General features: G+C 68.4%; 15 protein-coding genes and 1 tRNA gene. 10 read left to right on the plus strand and 6 right to left on the minus strand.

Features of this window, described 5'->3' with window-relative positions; translation table 11 throughout:
• Nucleotides 1-172: 172 nt before the first annotated feature.
• A tRNA-Arg gene (locus L324_RS32155) sits at nucleotides 173-245 on the plus strand.
• 106 nt (nucleotides 246-351) lie between these two features.
• Here the strand turns inward: L324_RS32155 and L324_RS32160 are convergent.
• Nucleotides 352-1,770, minus strand: coding sequence for a DNA/RNA helicase domain-containing protein (locus L324_RS32160; RefSeq protein ID WP_235783712.1), 1,419 nt, complete (start codon nucleotides 1,768-1,770; stop codon nucleotides 352-354).
• 210 nt (nucleotides 1,771-1,980) lie between these two features.
• On the opposite strand from L324_RS32160, the gene L324_RS43010 reads away from it, so the two are divergent.
• Nucleotides 1,981-2,316 carry a hypothetical protein gene (locus L324_RS43010; RefSeq protein WP_162531619.1) on the plus strand — a complete coding sequence of 112 codons (336 nt, stop codon included), beginning with the start codon at nucleotides 1,981-1,983 and terminating at the stop codon, nucleotides 2,314-2,316.
• 50 nt (nucleotides 2,317-2,366) lie between these two features.
• The gene (locus tag L324_RS32165) at nucleotides 2,367-4,259 is read left to right on the plus strand and encodes a DUF2075 domain-containing protein (protein WP_037317609.1); all 1,893 of its coding nucleotides are present in this window, start codon (nucleotides 2,367-2,369) and stop codon (nucleotides 4,257-4,259) included.
• A 579-nt stretch (nucleotides 4,260-4,838) separates the two neighbouring features.
• Here L324_RS32165 and msrA read toward each other — a convergent pair.
• Complete coding sequence (gene msrA, locus L324_RS32170; RefSeq protein WP_037317611.1) at nucleotides 4,839-5,333, minus strand: peptide-methionine (S)-S-oxide reductase MsrA; 495 nt, start codon at nucleotides 5,331-5,333, stop codon at nucleotides 4,839-4,841.
• A gap of 81 nt (nucleotides 5,334-5,414) precedes the next feature.
• Nucleotides 5,415-6,809, minus strand: a complete 1,395-nt coding sequence (locus L324_RS32175; protein WP_081736561.1) for a helix-turn-helix domain-containing protein — start codon at nucleotides 6,807-6,809, stop codon at nucleotides 5,415-5,417.
• A gap of 676 nt (nucleotides 6,810-7,485) precedes the next feature.
• On the opposite strand from L324_RS32175, the gene L324_RS32185 reads away from it, so the two are divergent.
• The 5 genes from L324_RS32185 to L324_RS32205 all read left to right on the plus strand — a co-directional run bounded on the left by L324_RS32185 (nucleotide 7,486) and on the right by L324_RS32205 (nucleotide 17,838).
• Complete coding sequence (locus L324_RS32185; RefSeq protein WP_037317617.1) at nucleotides 7,486-7,812, plus strand: hypothetical protein; 327 nt, start codon at nucleotides 7,486-7,488, stop codon at nucleotides 7,810-7,812.
• 86 nt (nucleotides 7,813-7,898) lie between these two features.
• Nucleotides 7,899-9,392 (plus strand): TIGR02677 family protein, encoded by a 1,494-nt coding sequence (locus tag L324_RS32190; protein WP_037317620.1) that lies wholly within the window; start codon nucleotides 7,899-7,901, stop codon nucleotides 9,390-9,392.
• A complete protein-coding gene (locus L324_RS32195; RefSeq protein WP_037317623.1) occupies nucleotides 9,389-10,621 on the plus strand; it encodes a TIGR02678 family protein in 1,233 nt (410 codons plus the stop codon). The genes L324_RS32190 and L324_RS32195 overlap by 4 nt, the downstream gene beginning before the upstream one ends.
• Nucleotides 10,618-14,622 (plus strand): TIGR02680 family protein, encoded by a 4,005-nt coding sequence (locus L324_RS32200; protein WP_037317626.1) that lies wholly within the window; start codon nucleotides 10,618-10,620, stop codon nucleotides 14,620-14,622. Before L324_RS32195 ends, L324_RS32200 begins: the two co-directional genes overlap by 4 nt.
• Before the next feature lie 195 nt (nucleotides 14,623-14,817).
• Nucleotides 14,818-17,838, plus strand: coding sequence for an AfsR/SARP family transcriptional regulator (locus tag L324_RS32205; RefSeq protein ID WP_235783713.1), 3,021 nt, complete (start codon nucleotides 14,818-14,820; stop codon nucleotides 17,836-17,838).
• Here the strand turns inward: L324_RS32205 and L324_RS32210 are convergent, their stop codons facing one another.
• Nucleotides 17,839-18,267 (minus strand): hypothetical protein, encoded by a 429-nt coding sequence (locus L324_RS32210; protein WP_037317628.1) that lies wholly within the window; start codon nucleotides 18,265-18,267, stop codon nucleotides 17,839-17,841.
• A gap of 203 nt (nucleotides 18,268-18,470) precedes the next feature.
• Here L324_RS32210 and L324_RS32215 point away from each other — a divergent pair, with 203 nt between their 5' ends.
• Complete coding sequence (locus L324_RS32215) at nucleotides 18,471-19,178, plus strand: hypothetical protein (protein WP_037317630.1); 708 nt, start codon at nucleotides 18,471-18,473, stop codon at nucleotides 19,176-19,178.
• 17 nt (nucleotides 19,179-19,195) lie between these two features.
• Here L324_RS32215 and L324_RS42915 read toward each other — a convergent pair whose 3' ends face one another.
• A complete protein-coding gene (locus L324_RS42915) occupies nucleotides 19,196-19,357 on the minus strand; it encodes a hypothetical protein (RefSeq protein WP_161780900.1) in 162 nt (53 codons plus the stop codon).
• A gap of 51 nt (nucleotides 19,358-19,408) precedes the next feature.
• Entirely contained in the window at nucleotides 19,409-19,897 is a 489-nt protein-coding gene (locus L324_RS32220; RefSeq protein WP_037317632.1) for a DoxX family protein, read from the minus strand.
• A gap of 85 nt (nucleotides 19,898-19,982) precedes the next feature.
• Here L324_RS32220 and L324_RS32225 point away from each other — a divergent pair, with 85 nt between their 5' ends.
• Nucleotides 19,983-20,525 carry a TetR/AcrR family transcriptional regulator gene (locus L324_RS32225; protein ID WP_037317637.1) on the plus strand — a complete coding sequence of 181 codons (543 nt, stop codon included), beginning with the start codon at nucleotides 19,983-19,985 and terminating at the stop codon, nucleotides 20,523-20,525.
• Nucleotides 20,526-20,534: the final 9 nt, after the last annotated feature.

Here is a 20,534-nt window from a genome sequence, read left to right on the forward strand (position 1 = left end):
GGTCGAGTGTCACTAGTCGGCCAGTGTCTCTTCTCGGCCGCATGCTCCTTCTCGGGCTCGGGGGCAACCGCCGTTCGGGTGCTCCGGGCACTTCACCTCGGCGGCCGCATCGTGACCTGACCTCACGCACGGCCGGACCCGGTGACCCGGTAGGCTGTGCCCGGCAGTACATGCCCTCGTAGCTCAGGGGATAGAGCACCGCTCTCCTAAAGCGGGTGTCGCAGGTTCGAATCCTGCCGGGGGCACTCTCACCGATCCTGCCCGCCGTCGCGGCGGTGTTCTCAGTCCTCGATATCCGAGTGACCGGAGTCGAACCCCGCTCATCGACCGCCCTGGTTTCGGCCGCCGTGGCTACCTCGAGAACTTCCGGAGGAAGTCGTTCGTCTCATCGTCCTTGGAGTAGACGCACACTCCCTGCATGCCACGCGTCATGAGCACCTTGTAGGTGTTCCGGACCAACCGGTCGAACTTACTTGCTCCGGCGTCCTTCACGGAACGATCGAAGGAGAAATCGGGGCGGGCCAACCACTTCCCGTTCCGGATGACCAGATCGTCGCCGAAAATGACACCCGCCCAGTCATACTCGAAGCCCTGAGCGGTGTAGATGCACCCCACCTGCCCGAATCCTTCGGGCTCCGAGGCCCATAAGGAAGCGGACGGAACTCCTGGAACCTCGAATCCCCGCTTGGTGTTCCACGGACGGCGCCATCCATCGATCTGCACGTCGTCGACCAGTCTCAGTTCTCCGTCGACCTCGACCGGATCCCGCCAATCCCAGCAGAAACCGGCTGCCATCCTCGCAGTGCCCGAGAAGGTCTTCGCCTGCCGAAGGAGCCAGTTCTCCAGTTCATGCGGTGACCCGACCGAGTCGACCACGTACTCGTCTTCGCTTCCTTCGACCAGCTCCGACCAGGCCACCGGCGGCCCCGAACCGAGGCCCAGCAGGCGGACCACCCATTCGTCGAAGCGCGCCGAGCCCCCACACCGGTACTGACCCTCGAGGCTGATCTCGATCACATCGCAGCCCTTGATGTCGGCGATGGCGAGAATGTCCCCCTTGGTCCCGATCTCACCAGGACGCACTACTTGGTGTTCGTCCAGCAGAAAGAGCGGCACCTTGGCCACCTCGATCAGTTCGTCGATCTGGCTCCGCACCTTCCCGTGCAGCCGAGCGGGCATGCCTCGGACCCGGTGGGCCTCGTCGCAGATCAGGACGTCCAGCGCGTCCGCCGGCGCCGAACCGAACTCGTTGAAGTACTTGAAGATCTCGCCATATCGCTCGTCATCGCCGGTTACCTTCTCCCGCAAGGTCTCGGTGAAGGCTTTCGAGCCTGTCGCGTGAAGTGCTCTTCGCTTCTGCCGCGCGAGGGCGGCGAGGAGCGTCACGGCGATGGCGCTCTTGCCCGACCCTGGCCCGCCACTGACGACGACGACCTTCTTCCGCCGGTTACCGTCGCCGGTTTCCGCCTCCGCGACCGCGTCCAGCACGGTCTTGTAGGCGACCTGCTGCTCGTCGAGCAGAACGAAGTCATCCCTGGCGGACAAGGCATCGGCGGCCGTTTTGAGCAGGTTGCGAGCCGGGGCCGGTGGCGCGGAGATCAACTCATGGGCCGCAGCCATCGCCATGTCGGCCGTACGCGGATCCGTGTCGAGTACCGACCACAGATCGGCGACCAGGTCGCCTTGGAGGTCCGACGTGTAGAGCTGACCGAAGTCGTCGAACTCGAAGTCGTCCAGTGTCCAGTCCTTGCCCCGTACCGCATTGTGCAAGTACGCGACCCCTTTGACCTGTCCGGGGATTCGCGCGAAGGCGGGAATGAAGTCGAGTAATTGACGGCAGTATCGCCTGATCTGTTCAGCCGGATGCAGGTACGGTTGCCGCCTCCCGCCGCGAACTCTCACCAAGCCCGCGCCAACCGCCTTCGCGTCGCTCCATTGCTTCAGCTCGACGAGTACATAAGAAGGTCTCTTGGTTTCCGGATGAACCCCGCAGAGGACGGCGTCCACACGCTTCGGGCTGTACGGAAGCCGGTATTCGAGCAGGACCTGCACATGACCGAGGCCGGCGGCGCACAACATTTCGGCGAGTATCGGAAGGCTTCTCCGCCACGAACCGATTTCACCATGGTGTTCGGACACCTTGTAGGTGACTCCCGTATGCCGGGCGAGTTCCATGAGAATGCGTTCGTGCCGAAGTTCTTCTCGCAGGTCATCCGCAGTCTTACTGACCGGCAAGCCACCCTCCCCAGGGCCGTTACCGCCACTTGGCCTTCCACACTCTTGCGTGAAGGCAAGCGTCACTCTAGCGGGTTATGATCGACAGCTGGGAAGCACTTGGGCGACCCACACGCCCGGGGGAGGGACGAGTGGCTCTTGCGCGCGGTAGCGCGGCCGATCTCTTGATCGAAGCCCGTGCGGGACACCTGCACAGCCGTCTTAAGGACCAGGCCGGATTCACGCTCGACAGCAGGGTGGGGACCAGTGAGGTGGTCTCCTGGCGGAAGAGCCTGCCCATCCTGTTGACGGATCTCGCGGACGCCGGCCTCGGCGACGTCGAGGTCCTTCTCGAGCATCAACTGCCGCACAGCAAGCAGCGGATCGACGTCGTGCTATGTGGTGTCCACCCTCGTACTGGACAGAGCTCTTTCGTGTTCATCGAGCTCAAACAGTGGTCAACGGCCGAGTCGTACCTGTCCGAGGTGATCAATGTTCCCGGGCTTCCAGGACACCATCTTCATCCGGCCCAGCAGGTGCACGGTTACCGCCAGTATTTCGTGGACCACACCCCCGCGCTCGCGGATCGGCCGCACGCGGTGCACGGCATGGCATACCTGCACAACGCGCGCCGAACAGACGTGGCCGGTCTGCTTCAGAACAACCCCAATCCCGCCAGCCGCCTGTTCACCATGGACGACAAAGCGGCGATGGGCGAGCACCTCAACGCCGTCCTCGATCCCTCGGTCGGCAGGCGGAAGAACGTGGAATCCGGCGACGAGTTCAGCGGTTTCACCCACCGTCCCACCAAACCGTTGCTGGACCTGGCCGCGGCCGAGATCAGGGATCGCGAGCAGTTCGTTCTGCTGGACGAACAGAAGGTCGCGTACGAACTGGTGTTGCACGCGGTCGAGCGGTCCCGGGCGGCACAGACCCGGACGGTCGTGATCGTCGAAGGCGGCCCTGGTTCTGGCAAGAGCGTGATCGCGTTGAGCCTGCTCGGCGAACTGGCTCGCCGCGGTCTCGGAGTCCACCACGCGACCGGCTCGAAGTCCTTCACCATGACCATGCGTAAGTACGCGGGCCGTGGCAACACCCGGGTACAGAGCTTGTTCAAGTACTTCAACGCCTACGTGGGCAGCGAGCCTCGCGAACTGGATGTCCTGATCTGCGACGAAGCACATCGCATCCGCGAGAAGGGCGTCGACAGGTTCACCAAGAAGGAGCGGCGCGAGCGCGCCGATCGTCAGGTGAACGAACTCGTCAACGTGGCGACCGTCCCCGTCTTCCTTCTTGACGAGCACCAGGTTGTGCGCCCCGGTGAAATGGGGTCTCTCAAGGAGATCGCCACCGCTGCCCGAGCACTCGGCTGCGAGGTGGAGGTCGTCCGGCTGCACGATCAGCTGCGGTGTGGTGGCTCGGTCTCCTACGACACCTGGGTCGCCAGGCTGCTCGGCCTCGGTTCCGCCGAACCACCGATTCCGTGGAGCAAACTGGCGGGGCCACTCGACGACGGCATCACTTTGACCACCGCCTCGTCACCCGAGGCGCTGGAATCCTGGGTACTGCGCCAGCAGGCGCAGCACGGTGGGGTCGGGCGGCTCGCGGCCGGTTTCTGCTGGCCGTGGAGCAATCCGGTCAAGACCTCCGATGGCCTTCGTCTGGTGGACGACGTCCAAATCGGAGCATGGAAACGACCGTGGAACGCCAAAGGCGAGAAGACGGTGCCGGACGTTCCCGGGGCCAGCTACTGGGCGACCGATGAGCGCGGTTTCGGACAGGTGGGGTGCATCTACACCGCTCAGGGCTTCGAGTACGACTGGTCGGGCGTGATCTTCGGCAAGGACCTCGTCCGTCGTGACGGCATGTGGCGCCCAGTGCGCGAGAACTCCAAGGACACCGAAGTCCGGAAGGCCGATGAACTGCATTTCGGCGCGTTGATCAAGAACACCTACAAGGTCCTGCTCACCCGTGGGATGCGCGGCACCGCCATCTTCTCCGAAGATCCCGAAACCCAGGAGTTCCTGGAGGAAATGACTCGCTAGATCCCGTTTCTCACCGGTCGGCAACCGATCTTCCCAGCCCCGGCGGCCGGATGGTGATCGGGGCGCCCAGGACGTGCGGGTCGTGAGTGGTAATGAGGGTTAGAACAACACTTACCACTCACGACCACATGTACTGAATCTCCACTGGCCCGACGCGTAGAACACCGTCATCCAGCGGCACGCACCGCTTCCCACCCCGCCCCCGCAAAGCCCGGAAAGTCCCGCGAGGGTAAACGACGTCCATCCAAGCGCAGGGATTAGCGGGCCGGTGCACCTCGAACCGCACCGGACCATCGCCAGAGTCCAACGTGACCACAGACCCCCGCGGCACAGCATCCACATCGAACCCCGACAGCACGATGTTCCGCCGAGCAAGCAGCGGATCACCAGGCACAGACGCCGAGAAAAGCGTCACCGCGGCCTCGCGATGTGCGGAATGGTTGAAGTACCGGTCCCCCACCAGCCCCAGCCCCGCGCGCACCTCGACGTGGTCGCGCGAGACCGGAGCAGGATCGGGCCGAGGGCCGTCAGAAGGACGGCCCTCGTAAGCGTGCACGGAAGAGACGTGCAGCGCGACGATCAGCGCTCGCCCAGTTGCCATTCCGGCCGCACGTAGTGGCAGGTGTAGCCGTTCGGGATGCGCTCCAGGTAGTCCTGGTGTTCGGGCTCGGCTTCCCAGAAGTCGCCGGCCTGGGTCACCTCGGTGACGACCTTGCCCGGCCACTTGCCGGAAGCGTCGACGTCGGCGATCGTCTGTTCGGCGATCTGCTTCTGCGTGTCGTCGGTGTAGAAGATCGCCGACCGGTAGCTGGTGCCGATGTCGTTGCCCTGGCGGTTGCGGGTCGTCGGGTCGTGGATCTGGAAGAAGAACTCCAGGATCTGCCGGTACGACAGCTGCGCCGGGTCGAAGACGATCTCGATGCCTTCGGCGTGCGAGCCGTGGTTGCGGTAGGTCGCGTTCGGTACGTCGCCGCCGGTGTAGCCGACCCTGGTGGAGACGACTCCGGGGTGCCGGCGGAACAGGTCCTGCATACCCCAGAAGCAGCCGCCCGCGAGAACAGCCTTTTCCGTCACGATTGATCTCCTCTGGTCGTTGACAACCAGTACAACGTGTCCGGGCGTCCCTGTCATCCCCGCCCGAGTGTGACGGAACCCTTACGTCCGACGGGCCAGCGCGAAGAGGGCGGCCGGGGTACGCCCGGGTGAATCGACCATGGCGGCGATGAGGCGCTGGACCGATGGCCTGCCGAGCTCTTGAGGGGCACAGTCACGGGCACGGGTCAACGCGTCCGTGGCCTGCTCGACGTCGCCATGGTCCTTCCAGGCTCGCGCGCCGTCCACGAACGCTCGTGCCCGCCGCTCGGCGCTCGGCAGTCGCCGGGGATCGACCGAGTCGAAGTACGTCAGCGCCCGGGCGGTGTCACCGAGAGTGGTGTGCACACCGATGCGATAGACGGCGACCGTGGTCGCGTTGAATTGCGCGTTGCCCATTCCGCTTCCGGTGGCCTTCAACCGCCGCGCGGCGTCCTCTGCTTCTTCGATGAGCGCGACGGCCTGGGCGCTGTTCCCGTTCTGGGCCGCCGAATAGCTCGCGGTGCACAAGAGCGAGCCGTAGGACGCGAGTTGCCGCCCCGGAGGACTGCCTTGATCGGCTCCCAGGTCAAGAGCGGTCCTGGTGAGCATGGTGATGGCACCGTTCAGACCGGCGTCCCTGTCGATCTTCTCGGGAGCGCTGAGCGCGTGCCGCCGCATTCCGATCGCGATGGCCCGGGAACTCGCGGCGATCACCAACGGGTCACCGCTCGACTCCGCCGCCGAGTGTGACCGATCCGCGGCGACGCGGGCGACGCAATCGCGGTGTTGTTTGACCGCAAGTTCCGAACCGAGCAGATAGGCCCTGGAGAGTGCCGCGGACATCCGTTCCCGCATTTGCCCGACGGACGCGTCCTTGCTCGCGTGTGCGGTGGCTATCAATTGAGGCAGCACTCGGCTGAGATGCGCATACTCGCAGGCTTCGAATTTTCTCTGCGCTTCGGCGAGCGCCTGGGAAAGCGAGACCAGAGGCACAGGTACAGCCGGGCACTGTGACTTCGCCAGCAACAAAGCCTCTAAAGATTCCTCGCCTGTGGACGCGCGCGCCGTGCCAGGCAAGACCCCCGCGATCGTGACACCGACCAGCCCCGCGAGCACCTGTCGTCGCCGCATCGCCTCGTCACCGTCCTGTCCGCCGGGGATAGCAGTGCCGACATTAACCGGCGTGCCATCCTCGCGCATTTGCGCCGCGCCGGTGAATGCGGGTGCGAGACCAAAGAGGTGGGGCGGGATTTCGAGTACCTCGGAGAGGGTCCGCAAGTAATGGACATCGATGAGTTTGCGTTGGCCCGTCTCCATCCTCGACAACGTGCTCAGGGAGAGATGACAGTGGCCCGCCACCTGCGCCGGCGTCAGCCGGCGAGCGCGCCGGACGGCCCTGGCCAACCAGCCGTACCGGGCCGTCGCGGCGGCGTGCAGCACCTCGGGTGACGACCAAAACGGGTGGAGTGCGTCCATGGCGACCTCCCCGGCGATGGTCCCGCACCGGGGCCTCACATCGGTAGGACGTTGCCCGGATCGCAATTTGACAGTTCCGCAAACTTCTTGCCGATCGAGCACACAGCCCCACGCCGAGGCGAGAACGCGCGTTCCATGGTCTCGAACTCTGACAACGCGACGACCAGCGGAGGCAAGCGATGGACGATCTTCGGCACTGCGTCCGTCTCGTGGCCGTCCCACCGGAAGTCCCGGATCAGCCGGCGCGACGCACGGCCGCGGTCATGGTGTCCGCATTGGGCGTGCCGTACTTCTCGATTTCCGGCGGTCACGGACTTCGGTTGCGGGGCGGGCCGGACCCCGCACTGGACCCGGTCAGCTTTGTCGGCTACGCGGTGAGAACCGAACCGCTGGAGTGCCTCGCCCTGTTCATGCTGCGGCCGGCCTCGCCTCCCGGCCGGTGCTCGATCGGCTCGGACCTGCGCGCGGCCGCGGCCTTGGTCGAAGGCATGACTCCCGGGTTGTTCGATGCCAGGTCGGAGCACTTGCACGGCGCGGGAACACCGGACGCGCCGCCGAGCATCGGGCGATGCTCGGGACATTCGCCGAGCTACTGGAGGCCTCAACGCTCAACCGCGGAGAGCTTTTGATCGCCGATGTGACGGAACGCTTACGCCCACCGTGCGTCTCACGCTAGGTGAAGCTCCTGATCGCGGTCCTCGCCCTCCTGCTGGCCGGCTGCGCCACTCCAGAACCAGCTCCGTCACCCGAGGACGCCTTCCGATTCGGCGGGATCTCGATGCCCGCGAGCGGGAAGGTGCTGGAGACGAAGTACGACCGGGGCATCGACTCGAGGTACCAGGTCGTCCTGACCCTTCCGGCGGAGGACGTGCCCAAGCTGCTCGAAGCGTCGAACTTCGCGCCTGGGGTCATGGCGGACGACCGGCTCGTCAACGGTCGCCGCGTGGTCCGGAAGGTCACCGTCGAGGGGACCACCGTGCACCTTGAGCTGTTCACGACGTGAGTACACAGCGTGAAAAAGATGGGCCGTTCGGACTCGCCTGGGTGACCCCCTAACGTGTAGCTCCACGCACCACCGCCGGAGGCCGCATGGATCCGATCCGTGTACCGCCCGAAATGTTCCGTTTCACCGACGGCAGCAAGTCCGGGCTTCCCCTGGCGATCCTGCACGTCTTCGGTGAGGCGAACGAGCGGCTCGAGACGGCGCTCGGTATCGACGACATCCGCACGCGGCTGCGAGAGGCCGGCTGGCTGGAGACGCTGGACGACGAGGACCTCGCCAAGGCGCTGGACCAGCTGAGGAGCCAGAGCCACCTCGACGTCGTCCAGAATCACGCGGGCGACTACCGGACGGCGTCCGAGTACGAGCGCCGCAATCTCCAGTACTCGCTCACGCGACAGGGTGAAGCGGCACTCGCCGGGATCATCCGCGCGAACGAGGTCCTCGCCGGGTCCGGGGCGCTGCAGACGGCGACGCTCGACGCGCTCGGTGAGCGGCTCGGCGAGCTGGTCAGGCAGCTGGAGGACGGCACCGACAGGCGCGTGTTCAGCACGCTCGCCGAGATCGAGAGCCACCTCGAAACGTTCCGGGACAACACGAAGCGGTTCAACGGCGACCTGCAACGCCTGCTGCGCGCGGAAGCGGACCTCTCGACGTTTCACGAGGTCAAGGCGTCCACGGTGGCGTATCTGCAGCAGTTCCTGAACGACCTGGAGCAGCACACCCACACCATCGGCACCCGCGTCAAGGAGATCGACGAGTACGGCGTCGAGCGTGTGCATCGCCGCGCGCTCAACGGGGCCGGCTTGCCGGCGCCGGACCCGCGCTGGCTGGAACTGCGCAAGGCCCGCTGGGACGGGCTCCGCGCGTGGTTCCTGCCCGAAGACGGCGCGACGCCGCGGGTCGAGGACCTCCACCAGGTCGCGCGGCGGGCGATCATCACGCTTCTCCAGGTCCTGGACCGGATCACCGAATCGCGGCGGCGCGCGAGCAGCGCGGTCGCCGATTTCCGGGAGCTGGCGCGGTGGTTCACCGTCGTCCCGGCGCAGGAGGACCTCCATCGCCTGTGGTCCACGATGTTCGGGCTCAGTTCCGCGCGGCACGCGCATCTCGCCCACGCCGACCCCGAGGTGGTCAGCACGACGGCGTCGTGGCTCGACGCGCCCCCGGTCGAGGTTTCCGAGCTGCTTCGGTCCGCGGGCCGCACCGAGCGATTCACCAAGACCGGAAGGGTCCGCGACGTCACCGCGATCCGGGCCGCACGAGTCCAGCAGGCGATCGCGGAACGGGCCGAACTCGAGGCGGCGTGGAGCATGCTCGACACCGGCGGGGTCGTGCGGCTTTCGGCGTTCGAGAAGCTGGACCACACCGTCTTCGAGCGGCTGCTGGACCTGCTGGGCCAAGCGCTCGGCAGCAGCCCCGGCATCGGCGGCACCCGCCGGAGCACGACGTCCGACGGTCAGATCGAGATCATCCTGAGGCCGCCGCACAACGGCGCGGTCGCGCGCCTCACCACGACGAGCGGCGTCTTCCGCGGGCCCGATTACGAGATCGAGATCAGCACGGCCGGAGGCGGTGCGTGAGCCTCACGAACCAACTGGTCATCGCGGAGCGTGAGGAGGTCGCGCGCGGGATCCGGGCCCTGCTGGCGAAGCCGCTGATCGGCGAACGCGGCTCCCCCGAGACCTTCGACCTCATCCGCCGCCGCCGCGAACCCATCCGGCAGTGGTTCGACTACTACTGCGGCTGGACGCTCACCGTCGAACCGCGGCTCGGGTACGCGCGGCTGGTCAAGGTCCGCGCGTCCGCCGACCCCACCCGTCCGGCCCGGCGCCTGCGCTCCGGACGCGCGGCGTTCGACCGCCGCCGCTACGTGCTGCTCTGCGTGGTGGCGGCCGAACTCCTGACCGTGCCGGTGACCACCATCGGCCTCCTCGCCGACCGCGTCGCCCGCGCGAGCGCCGCCGACGACCTCGTCACCACCTTCGACGTCACCAGCAGGGCCGAGCGCATCGCGTTCGTGGACGTCCTCAGACTGCTGGAGTCCTACGGCGTCCTCGCGACGGCCGACGGCGACGCCGAGTCCTTTGTGGACGAAACCGCGGCGAAGGTGCTGTTCCGGGTCGACGCGACACTGCTGCTGCGCCTGCTCGCCGCCCCGGTCGGGCCGTCGCAGCTCGCCGTGCCCGCCGACGACGTCGCGCTGCGGTTCGAGGAACTGCTGGACGCGGTGTCGTACGAGCAGCGCTACGGCCTCTCCTCAGGCCGCCACGAGGACACGCCGAACGCGTCCGACGTCCAGCGGAACCTGTGGCTCCGGCATGCGGTCTTCCGCCGTCTCGTCGACGATCCCGTGCTGTACTTCGCCGAACTCACCGCCGAGGAGCGCGCGTATCTCGGCTCGCCGACCGGGCGCCAGCTGCTGCGCCGCGCCGCGGAACAGGGCGGGTTCGTCCTCGAAGAGCGGGCCGAGGGGGTGCTGCTCGTCGACGTCGACGGCATCGCCACCGACGAGCGGTTCCCGGACGACGGCAGCAACGCCAAGGTCGCCGCGCTCCTGCTGCTCGACGTGCTCGACGAACCGCGGACGACCGACTACCTGCGCAACGCCACCGCGAAGCTGCTGAAACGGTTCCCGCGCTGGGCCAAGACCTACCGGGGCAAGGACGGCGTGCGGCGGCTGACCGTCGACGCGCTCGCGGTGCTGACCGGCTTCGGGCTGGTCCGCGTCGAAGCCGAACTCGTCCGGCCGCTCCCGGCCGCCGCGAGATACACCGACCGAGACCCCGGCCGAAAAGAGGAGGCGACGTGACCGTGACGAGGTGGATCCCGTCCCGCGCGGGCATCCTCAACATCTGGCGCTACTACGACGAGATCTTCGAGTTCCACGACGGGCGCCTGCTGTTGCGCGGCCCCAACGGGAGCGGGAAGTCCAAGGCGCTGGAACTGTTGCTGCCGTTCCTGTTCGACGCGAGCCTGCGCGCCAACCGGCTGTCGACCTTCGGCACCAGCGAGCGCAGCATGCACTGGAACCTGATGGGCGAAGGCGCTTCCGGCGCCACTCGCGTCGGATACGTCTGGCTCGAATTCCGCCGGGGCGAGGACGACTGGTTCACCTGCGGGGCACGGCTGCAGGCGAGTACGCACACCAGCACGGTGCACGCCGACTTCTTCACCACCGGGCTGCGGGTCGGTGACGGCCTGCCGCTGGTCAACGAGGCGGGCCAGCCGCTGACCAGGAACGCGCTCGAAGAACACCTCGGCGAACGCGGGACCGTGCACGCCGGCGCGGCCGAATACCGGACCGAAATCCGCGCGAAACTGTTCCCCGGCTTGAGCGAGCAGCGCTACGACGCGCTGATCACCGCGCTCCTCCAATTGCGGATGCCCAAACTCTCGCAGCGGCTCGACCCGAGCCTGCTGTCCAACCTGCTGTCCCGCGCGCTCCCGCCGCTGGGGCAGCAGGAGATCGCGGACCTCGCCGAGGGGTTCGAACGGCTCGACGCGCAACGCGAACGGCTGGGCTCGCTGGAGACCGAGGTGGACGCGACCCGCGCGCTCGCCGCGCGGCAGAAGACCTACGCCCAGCGCGTGCTGCGCGCGGGCGCCGCGAACCTCATCGCCGCGACCACCGAACTCGACGAACTCGCCGCGGCCGCCCGCCGTTCGGCCGAGGAGTACGACGAGGTCGCCGCGCGCAAGGAAGCCGCCGAGGAACACGCGGCGAAGCTCGAAAAGGACGTGGAGGAGGCCGAGGCCCGTATCTCGGGGCTGGCCGAATCCGAGTCGTACCGCAAGGGCCAGGAACTCGACAAACTGCGGCAGCGGACCCTTTCGGCGAAGGAGCAGGCGGAAACGCTCCGCGCGGACGCCGACCGGCTCCGTGCCGAAGCGGACGCCGACGAGGAGCGGTCGCGAGCCGCGCAGCAGGTCGTGAAACGGCAGGCGGATCTCGTCCGCGCGCAGGAGGCCGATGTCCGGGCCGCGGCGACGCGGGCGAATCTGGCCGGGGTGCACGACGAACTCGTCGCGGGGCTTGATGAATCGACCAAGCAGGGTGAACCGGCCCGGCTCCGTCCGCTGCTGCAGGCCGCGGTCCGCGGGAAACGCGAGCAGGTCGAGGCCGTCGCCAAGACGCTGGACAAGCACGAGCGCGCCGTCGCGCGCCGTCACCAGGCCGAGGCGGATCTCGACCAGGCGAGGTCGGATTTCTCGGTCGCACAGGACAAACTGGATCTCACGACGGCGACCCGCGAACTCGCGCTGAGCGATCTGCGCACCCGGCTCGCCGAATGGGCGATCGGCTGCCGCGAGCTGCGTTTCCCCGACGCGGAAGCGCTCGTGCGGGAGGCCGAGGCGGAAGCCGCGCTGCTGGACAAGGTCAGCGCGGTCGCCGAGACCGTGCTCGAAGACATCATCCGGCAGGAGGCGACGACGGGCGCCGCACTGGCCACCGCGCGCACCGAACACGACGAACTCCTCGTCGAGGCGGGCGTGCTCGAAACCGAAGATGTCCTCACGCCCGCGTCGCCGCGCACCCGCACGGCGGACCGGACCGAGATGAGCGGCGCGCCGCTGTGGCGGCTGGTCGATTTCGCCGTCTCCGTCCCGGAGGACGCGCGCGCCGGGATCGAAGCCGCACTCGAAGGCGCCGGTCTGCTGGACGCCTGGGTGAACTCCCACGGCGTCGTCGACGGACACGACGTACTCGCGGAAACCGCGACGCTGCCGTCGGTTTCCGGCCGTTCGCTCGCCGACGTCCTCGTGCCGGAACCCGACGCGGAACTCTCCCCGGCGAAGATCCGGCGGGTGCTGGAAGCCATCGCCTTCGACGACACGCTGCCGTCGGGGCCTGCCGCCATCGGCGCGGACGGCGGCTGGCGGATGGGCGGGCTGACCGGGAGCTGGGAGAAGAAGAGGCCGGCGTACATCGGCTCGTCGGCTCGCCGTCACGCCCGCGAACTCCGCATCGCCGGACTGCGGGACGAGATCGCCCTCCGCGAGAAGACGATCGCCGAACTGGAAGGCGAACTGGCCGCCCTGCGCGGCAGGCGCGAGCTGATCAAGATCGAACGCGCCGCCCGGCCCGGCCACGAGGATCTCGTCGCCGCGACCGGAGAACTGACCAGGGCGGAAGCCGACCTGACCGCCGCGGACGCCGTCGTCCGGCACCGGGAGACGACCGTCTCGGCGCTGGAGACCGAGGCCAAGCACGCCCTCCACGAGCTGACCGGCCAGGCTTCGGAAAGCGGGCTCCCGACCGAACGCGCGCCGCTGACCGCGCTCGCCACGGCCCTGCGCACCTATTCCGACCAGGGCGAGAACTGGCTGTACGAGCACGGGATCCTGCGTGCGGCGAGGCAGCGGGCCGAAACCTTCGCCGAACAGGCGGCGCGCTCCGAGGCGAACGCGGCCCGGCGTGAGGAGGAGGCCGCCGAGGCGGAGGCCGAGCGCACCAAGCTCACCGCGATGCTCGACGCCATCGAAGGCACCGCCGACACCGGTCAGCGCGAGGTGCTCGCCGAAATCGACGGCCTGCGCACGAAACTTCGGGAACTCGGCGACGAACTGCGCACCGCGAACCGGGCAGTCACGGATCTCGCCGTCCGCCTGGGCGCACTCGGCGTCCAGCGCACGACCGACGCGCAGGCCCGCGAAGACGCCGCAGCGAAACAGGACACGGCCGCGCTCCGGTTCCGGAAACTCGCGACCGGGGTCTTCCCGGCGGACGGCGGGATCGAGGACCTCCCGAAGTTCCAGGCCACCTTGTCCGCGTCCGACGGCGTGCAGGCCGCGCTCGACACGGCCCGGCTGGTGGCCGCGGCGTGGCCGTCCGTGCCGCACGCGCCGAGCAATCTCGGCGAGGCACTGCACCGGCTCTCCGAGGCCGTGCACACCTGCCGGAACACGCTCAGCTCGCGCGCGGAACTCGACCTGGAGACCGACGAGGACGTCCAGATCTTCACCGCCGTCGTCGACGGGCTGCGGGTCGGCGCGGCCGAGCTGCTGAAGATCCTTTACGCGGAGGCGGAACAGAGCAGGCACGAGATCACCGACCGCGAGAGCGATCTGTTCGACAAGACGCTGACCGGTGACACCCGCCGTCATCTCGCGGCCCGCATCCGGCAGGCCAACGACCTCGTCGATGGGATGAACGCGCGCCTGGAACGGGTGCGGACCGCGTCCAGGGTCGCCGTCCGGCTCGTCTGGCAGGTCTCCCCCGACCTGCCGCCGGGCACCAAGACCGCGCGGGACCTGTTGCTGAAGGATCCGGACCAGCTGACCGCCGAAGACCGCGTATCGCTGCACCGGTTCTTCCGCGAGCGCGTCGAGCAGGCGAAGGCGGACGACACCGCGACCAGCTGGGAACAGCAGCTCGCGCAGGTCTTCGACTACACGTCCTGGCACCGGTTCGTGGTCAAGGTGGACCGCGCCAACGGGGCGGGCTGGCAGCTGCTGACCAAGAAGCTGCACGGCGCGCTTTCCGGTGGGGAGAAGGCGATCGCGCTGCACCTTCCGCTGTTCGCCGCCGTCGCCGCGCACTATCAGGCCGTACCGGAGGCGCCGAGGGTGATCCTGCTCGACGAGGTGTTCGTCGGCGTCGACACCACGAACCGGGGGCAGGTCTTCGGCCTGCTGTCCGCGCTCGACCTCGACCTGATGCTGACGTCGGACCACGAATGGTGCACCTACGCCGAACTCAGCGGCGTCGGGATCCATCAGCTGATCACCGGCGGGGACGGCGACGACGCGGTCACCACGGCCCGGTTCACCTGGAACGGGCACGACCTCCTGCCCGCCGAACCACATTAGGCACTCGAGATTGGCGCAGGCCGTCCACGGTCGTGAGTGTTGAGTGTCGTTAGAACGACACTCAACACTCACGACCAGCAGCTCCGCGACTTCGCCCGCCCCTGACGTACCGCCCTTGGGCTGAGCGGCCCAAACCGGGCCGCTTTCCGCGCTTCTTCCTTGTGCGACGCGGGATGGCTCACTACGTTCCCATCGATGGGGCCGACCGCGGTGCGGATCCAGATGCTGGGTTCGTTGCGCGTATGGCTCGGCCGGGAGGAACTCGACCTCGGCCCACCGGCCCGCCGCGCCGTACTGGGATTGCTGGTGCTCGCCGGCGGCGAGGCGACCTCCCAGCAGGACCTCGTCGACGCGCTCTGGGGCGAACGGCCGCCGCGCAGCGCGGTGAACGTCCTCCAGACGCATGTCAAACACCTGCGGCGGCTGCTGGAACCCGATCGGCCGTCGCGGTCCGGGAGCGAGATCCTGCCGCATGTCGGCGGCGGCTACGCGCTGCGCTGGGACGCCGTCGACGTCGACCTGCCCCACGTCCGGAAACTGATCGCCGAGGCGAACGACGCCCTGCGCGACGGCGAGACAGGCCGTGCCGCCGCCCTGTTCGGCGAAGCAGTGCGCTGGTGGCGAGGGAAACCACTGGCCGATGTCCCTTTGCTCGCAACACATCCGAAGGTCCTGTCGCTGGTCGCCGAACGGCGTTCGCTGCTCGCCCGCTACGGCGACGCGATGCTCTCCATCGGCGCGGCGGAAGAGGTACTGACCGAGCTGCTCGAAGCCGCCGCGGAGCAACCACTGGACGAACCCGCCCAGGCCCGGCTGATCCGCGCGTACCACGGCGCGGGACAGCGGGCGACGGCGTTCCGTCTCTACCGCGAGGTCCGCGAACGGCTCGTCGAGGAACTGGGCGTCGAACCCGGGCCCGAACTCCTCGCGGCGCACGCCGCGCTGCTCGACGAGGGGGAACCACTCCCGGTGGTGAAACCCCGTGCCGCCGCCCGGGTACCGCGCCAGTTGCCCGCCGAACCGCCCGGGTTCACCGGCCGGACCACCGAACTGTCCATTTTGGACGAACTGATGCCGAGGGCAGGCTCCTTCGATGGCTCGGTGGCGCTCGCGGCCATCACGGGTACGGCCGGGGCCGGGAAGACCGCGCTGGCCGTGCACTGGGCACACCGGGTGAAGGACCGGTTCCCGGACGGGCAGTTCTACGCCGACCTGCGCGGCCATTCACCCGGTCCGCCCGCGACGGCGCTCGACGTGCTCACCCGGTTCCTGTCCGCGCTGGAGATCCCCGCCGAACGCCTTCCCGTGGACACGGAGACCGCGTCCGCGCTGTACCGGACGCTGATGACCGACCGGAAGGCCTTGGTGGTGCTGGACAACGTGGACAGCACGGAGCAGGTCCGGCCGTTGCTGCCCGCCGGTCCCGGCTGTCTGGTCCTGGTGACCGCGCGCGACCGGATGACCGGTCTGGTCGCGCTGCACGGTGCCCGGCGGCTCACCCTGGACATGCTCGATCCCGGCGAGGCGCTGGAGTTGCTCGCGCGGGTGCTCGGTCCCGAACGGATCCGTGCCGAACGCGAAGCGGCCGCCGAGGTGGCCGGACTGTGCGCGTATCTGCCGCTGGCGCTGCGGATCGCGGCGGCCAACCTCGCCGACAATCCCGGGAACGGCATCGAGGATTACGTCATCGAGCTGCGCAAGGGCAATCTGTTGGCCGCGCTCACCGTGCCGGGCGACGAACAGATCGCCGTCCGCACCGCATTCGACCTCTCTTACGCGGCCTTGCCCGCGGAAACCCGGCGGTTGTTCCGGCTGCTGAGTCTGTTCCCGGGTAACGACATCGGCGTCGAAGCGGTCGAAATCCTCACCGGATCGGAGCGGGCGGGCGCGATGCTGGACACCCTCGCGGGCGCGCATCTCGTCGAGCAGCACGCGCCGGATCGCTACCACTTCCACGATCTGCTCCGGCGCTATGCCGCCGATCGCCGGGAATCGCGGGAATCCCCGGCCGAACGCGCCTCCGCCCGCCGCCGTCTGCACGAGTGGTACCTGCGCGCCGTCGACAGCGCGGCGAAACAGGTGTACCCGCACATGTTCCGCGTTCCGTTGTCCGTACCCGACGGACCGATTCCCCCTGCCGCGAAGGAGAAAGCGGCGGAATGGCTGGAAACCGAATTGGCCAACGTCGTCGCCGTCGTCGAGGAGGCGGCGCGGAGCGGACCGCGTCCGGTCGCCTGGTTGCTGGCCGACGCCCTGCGCGGGTACTTCTGGATGTCCTTGCGGCAGGTGGAATGGCGGGCGGCCGCCGGAGCCGCCTTGTCCGCCGCCGAAGAGGACGGCGATCCCCGCGCCCGCGCGTCCGCCCGGTTCAGCCTGGCCGACCTGAGTTTCCGGCAGGGGCGGTACCGGGAAGCCGTCCGGCACTACACCGGCGCGCTCGTACTCGCCCGGCGGGCGGGCTGGGTGGAGGCGCAGGCCGCGGTGCTGGGCAACCTCGGCTGCGCGTATTGGCAGTCCGGACGGCTTCCGGCCGCCGCGGCGCGGTTCTCCCGGGGATTGGCGCTGAGCAGGCGTGTCGGCAGACCAGAGGGAGAGGCGGTCGCACTGGGCAATCTCGGGCTCGTCCACTGGGAGATGGGCGATCTGCCGAGGGCGGCCGAGCATTACGAGCAGGCCCTGCTCCGCTATCGCCGGATCGGTTCGCGCTACGGCGAAGCGATCAACCTGAGCAACCTCGGTCAGGTACAGCACGCTCGCGGCCGGACCACCGAAGCGGCCGGTCTTCTCGCCAAGGCGCTCGCCCTGCACCGCGACGCCGGGAACCGCGCCGGGGAGGCGGAAACCCTCGGCAGGCTCGCCTCGGTGTACGGCGATCTCGGCCGGATCACCGACGCGCTCGAGTACGCGCGCGACGGGCTGCGGCTGGCGAGGGAAACCGGTGAACCGCGCGCGGAAGGCGAAGCGCTCGTCGCCCTCGCCGGGGCGCATCGGCACGCGGGGCACCTGCCGGACGCCGTCCGGCGGTACCGGCAGGCCTTGGCGCTGCTGCGGGAGACCGGCGACCGGTACCCCGAGGTGGACGCGCTCATCGGGCTCGCGACCGCCACCGGTGACGTCGGCCAAGCCCGGCAAGCGCTCGCGCTCGCCGGGAAAGCAGGCTATCGGGCGCTGCGAAAGCGGGCGGCGGCCGCCGTCGACTCGATCCGGCGGGCCTGATCAGGCCACGGCGACGCCGCTTCGGGAGTCGTACCCGCCCGCCGGATCGAAGGTGACGACCACCCACGGGTTGACGCCGTGTTCCTTGCCCGCGCCGTCCGGACAGGAGAACTCGCTCATGTCGAAAGCCGTCCACCGCGCGCTGTCCGGATCCCGCCGCAAGGATTCCTCGACGCGGCCGATCCAGCGGCACGCCGGGTCGAGTACCCGGGCGGTCACCGACGGCTCGGCCCAGACGATCGTCCCGCCGTCCGCGCACCAGGAAAGGTCGAAGGCGTAGGTCCACCTCCCGGGGTCTTCGAGAGCGACCGGTTTGATGGTCTTGACGCCGGAAGCACAGTCCCCGGCCGCGTCCGCCTCGCCGTCGGCGACGAAGGTGAGTCCCGCGCACAGGACCGCGGCACCGGCCAGGACAGTTCTGATCGTCATCGCTCCCCCTGAATCCGTTGTCCTCACACTGTTCCGCCGGTTCCCCGTGTCCGCAATCCGCCGGACGCCGGATGGCGAAAGCTCGTGAGTGGTAATGACGGTTAGAACCGTCATTACCACTCACGAGCCCACCCACGGTCTGAGCCGGGAAGTCAGCCCCCGAGCCGATCCGGGAACGCGTCCGGATCGGCAGGCTTCCCGGTATGGAAACCGAATACGTCTTCCCCGGCCGCCGGATCGCCGCGGTCTCGATGGTCCTCGGCCCGGTCCTGCTGCTCACCGGAACGCTGCTGCGCTCCCCCTTCGACTTCTTCTTCCCCAGTCAGCTCAGGGCGATGAGCGACCATCCCGCGCTGATGACCGCCGCCTACACCTGTTTCCTGGCGGGCAACGTCCTGCTGTGGCCCGCGATCATCGCGCTCGCCTCGAAGATCGGGCGGACCAGACCGGCGCCGGCCGCCTGGGGCGGCGCGTTCGTCCTCATTGGACTCTTCGAGCGGACCTTCCACGCCGGCATCGACCAGGCCGCGCTGAGCCTCGCCGGACGACGCGGCGCCGAGTTCGCCGAGAACGTGGTCAGCGCGTCGTACCAGGACCTGCACCTGTTCAGTTTCCTGTCGTTCACGATCATGTTCGGCTGGTACTTGCTCGCCTTCGCCGCCTATCGCGCGAAAGCACTCGGCGTCGTGGGATCGATCGGACTGGCCACGATGGGACTTCTGCCGCTCGGCGTGTTGAAGGGCACCGAAATGGTGTCGATCATCGGTACGGCGGGGCTTTGTGTCGCGTTGGTCCCGGCCGGTGTCCGCGCATTACTGGAAAGTCCCAAACCGGACCGGAAGACGGTACTTTTGACGGCCTTGGCGATTCCGGCATTGGGCGCACTCGCTTTCGCGAGCACCTTGGGATGAGGATTTCCGTGCGGCCGTCAGGCCAGCCGCACGGGAGCTTTTCCTGCCCTGTCACCGGATTCGTGGTCGTGTCCCGCCGGGAGGCAGCTCATCAGCAGGACGAGTCCGACCGCCCCGAGAAGCATGTGCCCGGCGAGGATGCACAGCCCACAGAATCCGATCCACAATGAGATCTTCATTCTCAGATGGTAGGGCCGTTCCCGGGGACGGGGCCCAGACTTGGGAAAGACTTAAGGTCTCCTTTGGGCAAAGGGTCCGTTCGGTGTACGCACGTAATGCACCACCAGCGACACCGTCGCGGCCAGGAAGACCACCTGCATCAGGCCGCGCGGCACCAATTCGTCCATCGTCGAAGTCACCGGCCCGTTCAGCGCCTTGTACACGTTCGCCGGGAACATCGCCAACAGCAGGACGGTCAGTCCGCCCGCCGCCCACGGCGCCGTGCGTGACCACAGGATTCCCGCCGCGCCCGCCAGTTCGAGGACACCGGTGACGGTGACCAGCAACGCCGGGGCGGGCAACGCGGGCGGCACCATCGCGATGAGTTCCTCGCGCATGCCGACGAAATGCGCCACCCCGGTCGTGACGAACAGCGCCGCGACGCCGCCGCGCACGGCCACCGGCCAGGACCGCAGACGCCGCACGCCCACCGCTCCGAGCAGGGACAACGTCGCCGTGACGACGACCAACATGAGGACGGGGACGAGACCGGGATCCATGACCGACGCCTTTCGGGGCAGTGAAACTTTCCACTGACAAGATGCGCCGTTGCGGGCCATCTTGTCAATGACTAGATTCATCGGCATGAGTCCGTACCACCATGGCGACCTCCGGCGGGCCGTCCTCGACGCCGCCGTCGCGGCCATCACCGAACACGGCCCGGCCGGGATCAGCCTCCGCGACCTCGCCCGGCGCGCGGGGGTCTCGCACGCCGGGCCGGTGCACCATTTCGGCGACAAGGCCGGCGTGCTCACCGCACTGGCCGCCGAGGGATTCGGGCTGCTCGCGGACGCCCTCGCCGCCGCCGAGGAGCGCACGCGGGACTTCGTCGAGGTCGGGGTGGCCTACGTGCGGTTCGCGATCGAGCATCGCGCGCATTTCGAGGTGATGTTCCGCCCCGATCTCCACCGCGAGGACGACGCGGCGCTGGTCGCCGCACGCGACCGCGCGGGTCTGCTGCTGACCGGCGGAGCGTCGTCGGTCAGCGACGACGCCATGGCGGGAGTCGCCGCATGGTCGCTGATGCACGGCTTCGCCAACCTGTGGCTCACCGGCGCACTGCGCACCGAGCACCTCGAGGATCCGGACACCGCCGCCCGCGCGATCGCCCGGATCCTCTTCCCCTGACGCCCTGGA

The sequence above is a fragment of the Amycolatopsis orientalis DSM 40040 = KCTC 9412 genome (assembly GCF_000478275.1).
GTDB classification, from domain to species: domain Bacteria; phylum Actinomycetota; class Actinomycetes; order Mycobacteriales; family Pseudonocardiaceae; genus Amycolatopsis; species Amycolatopsis orientalis.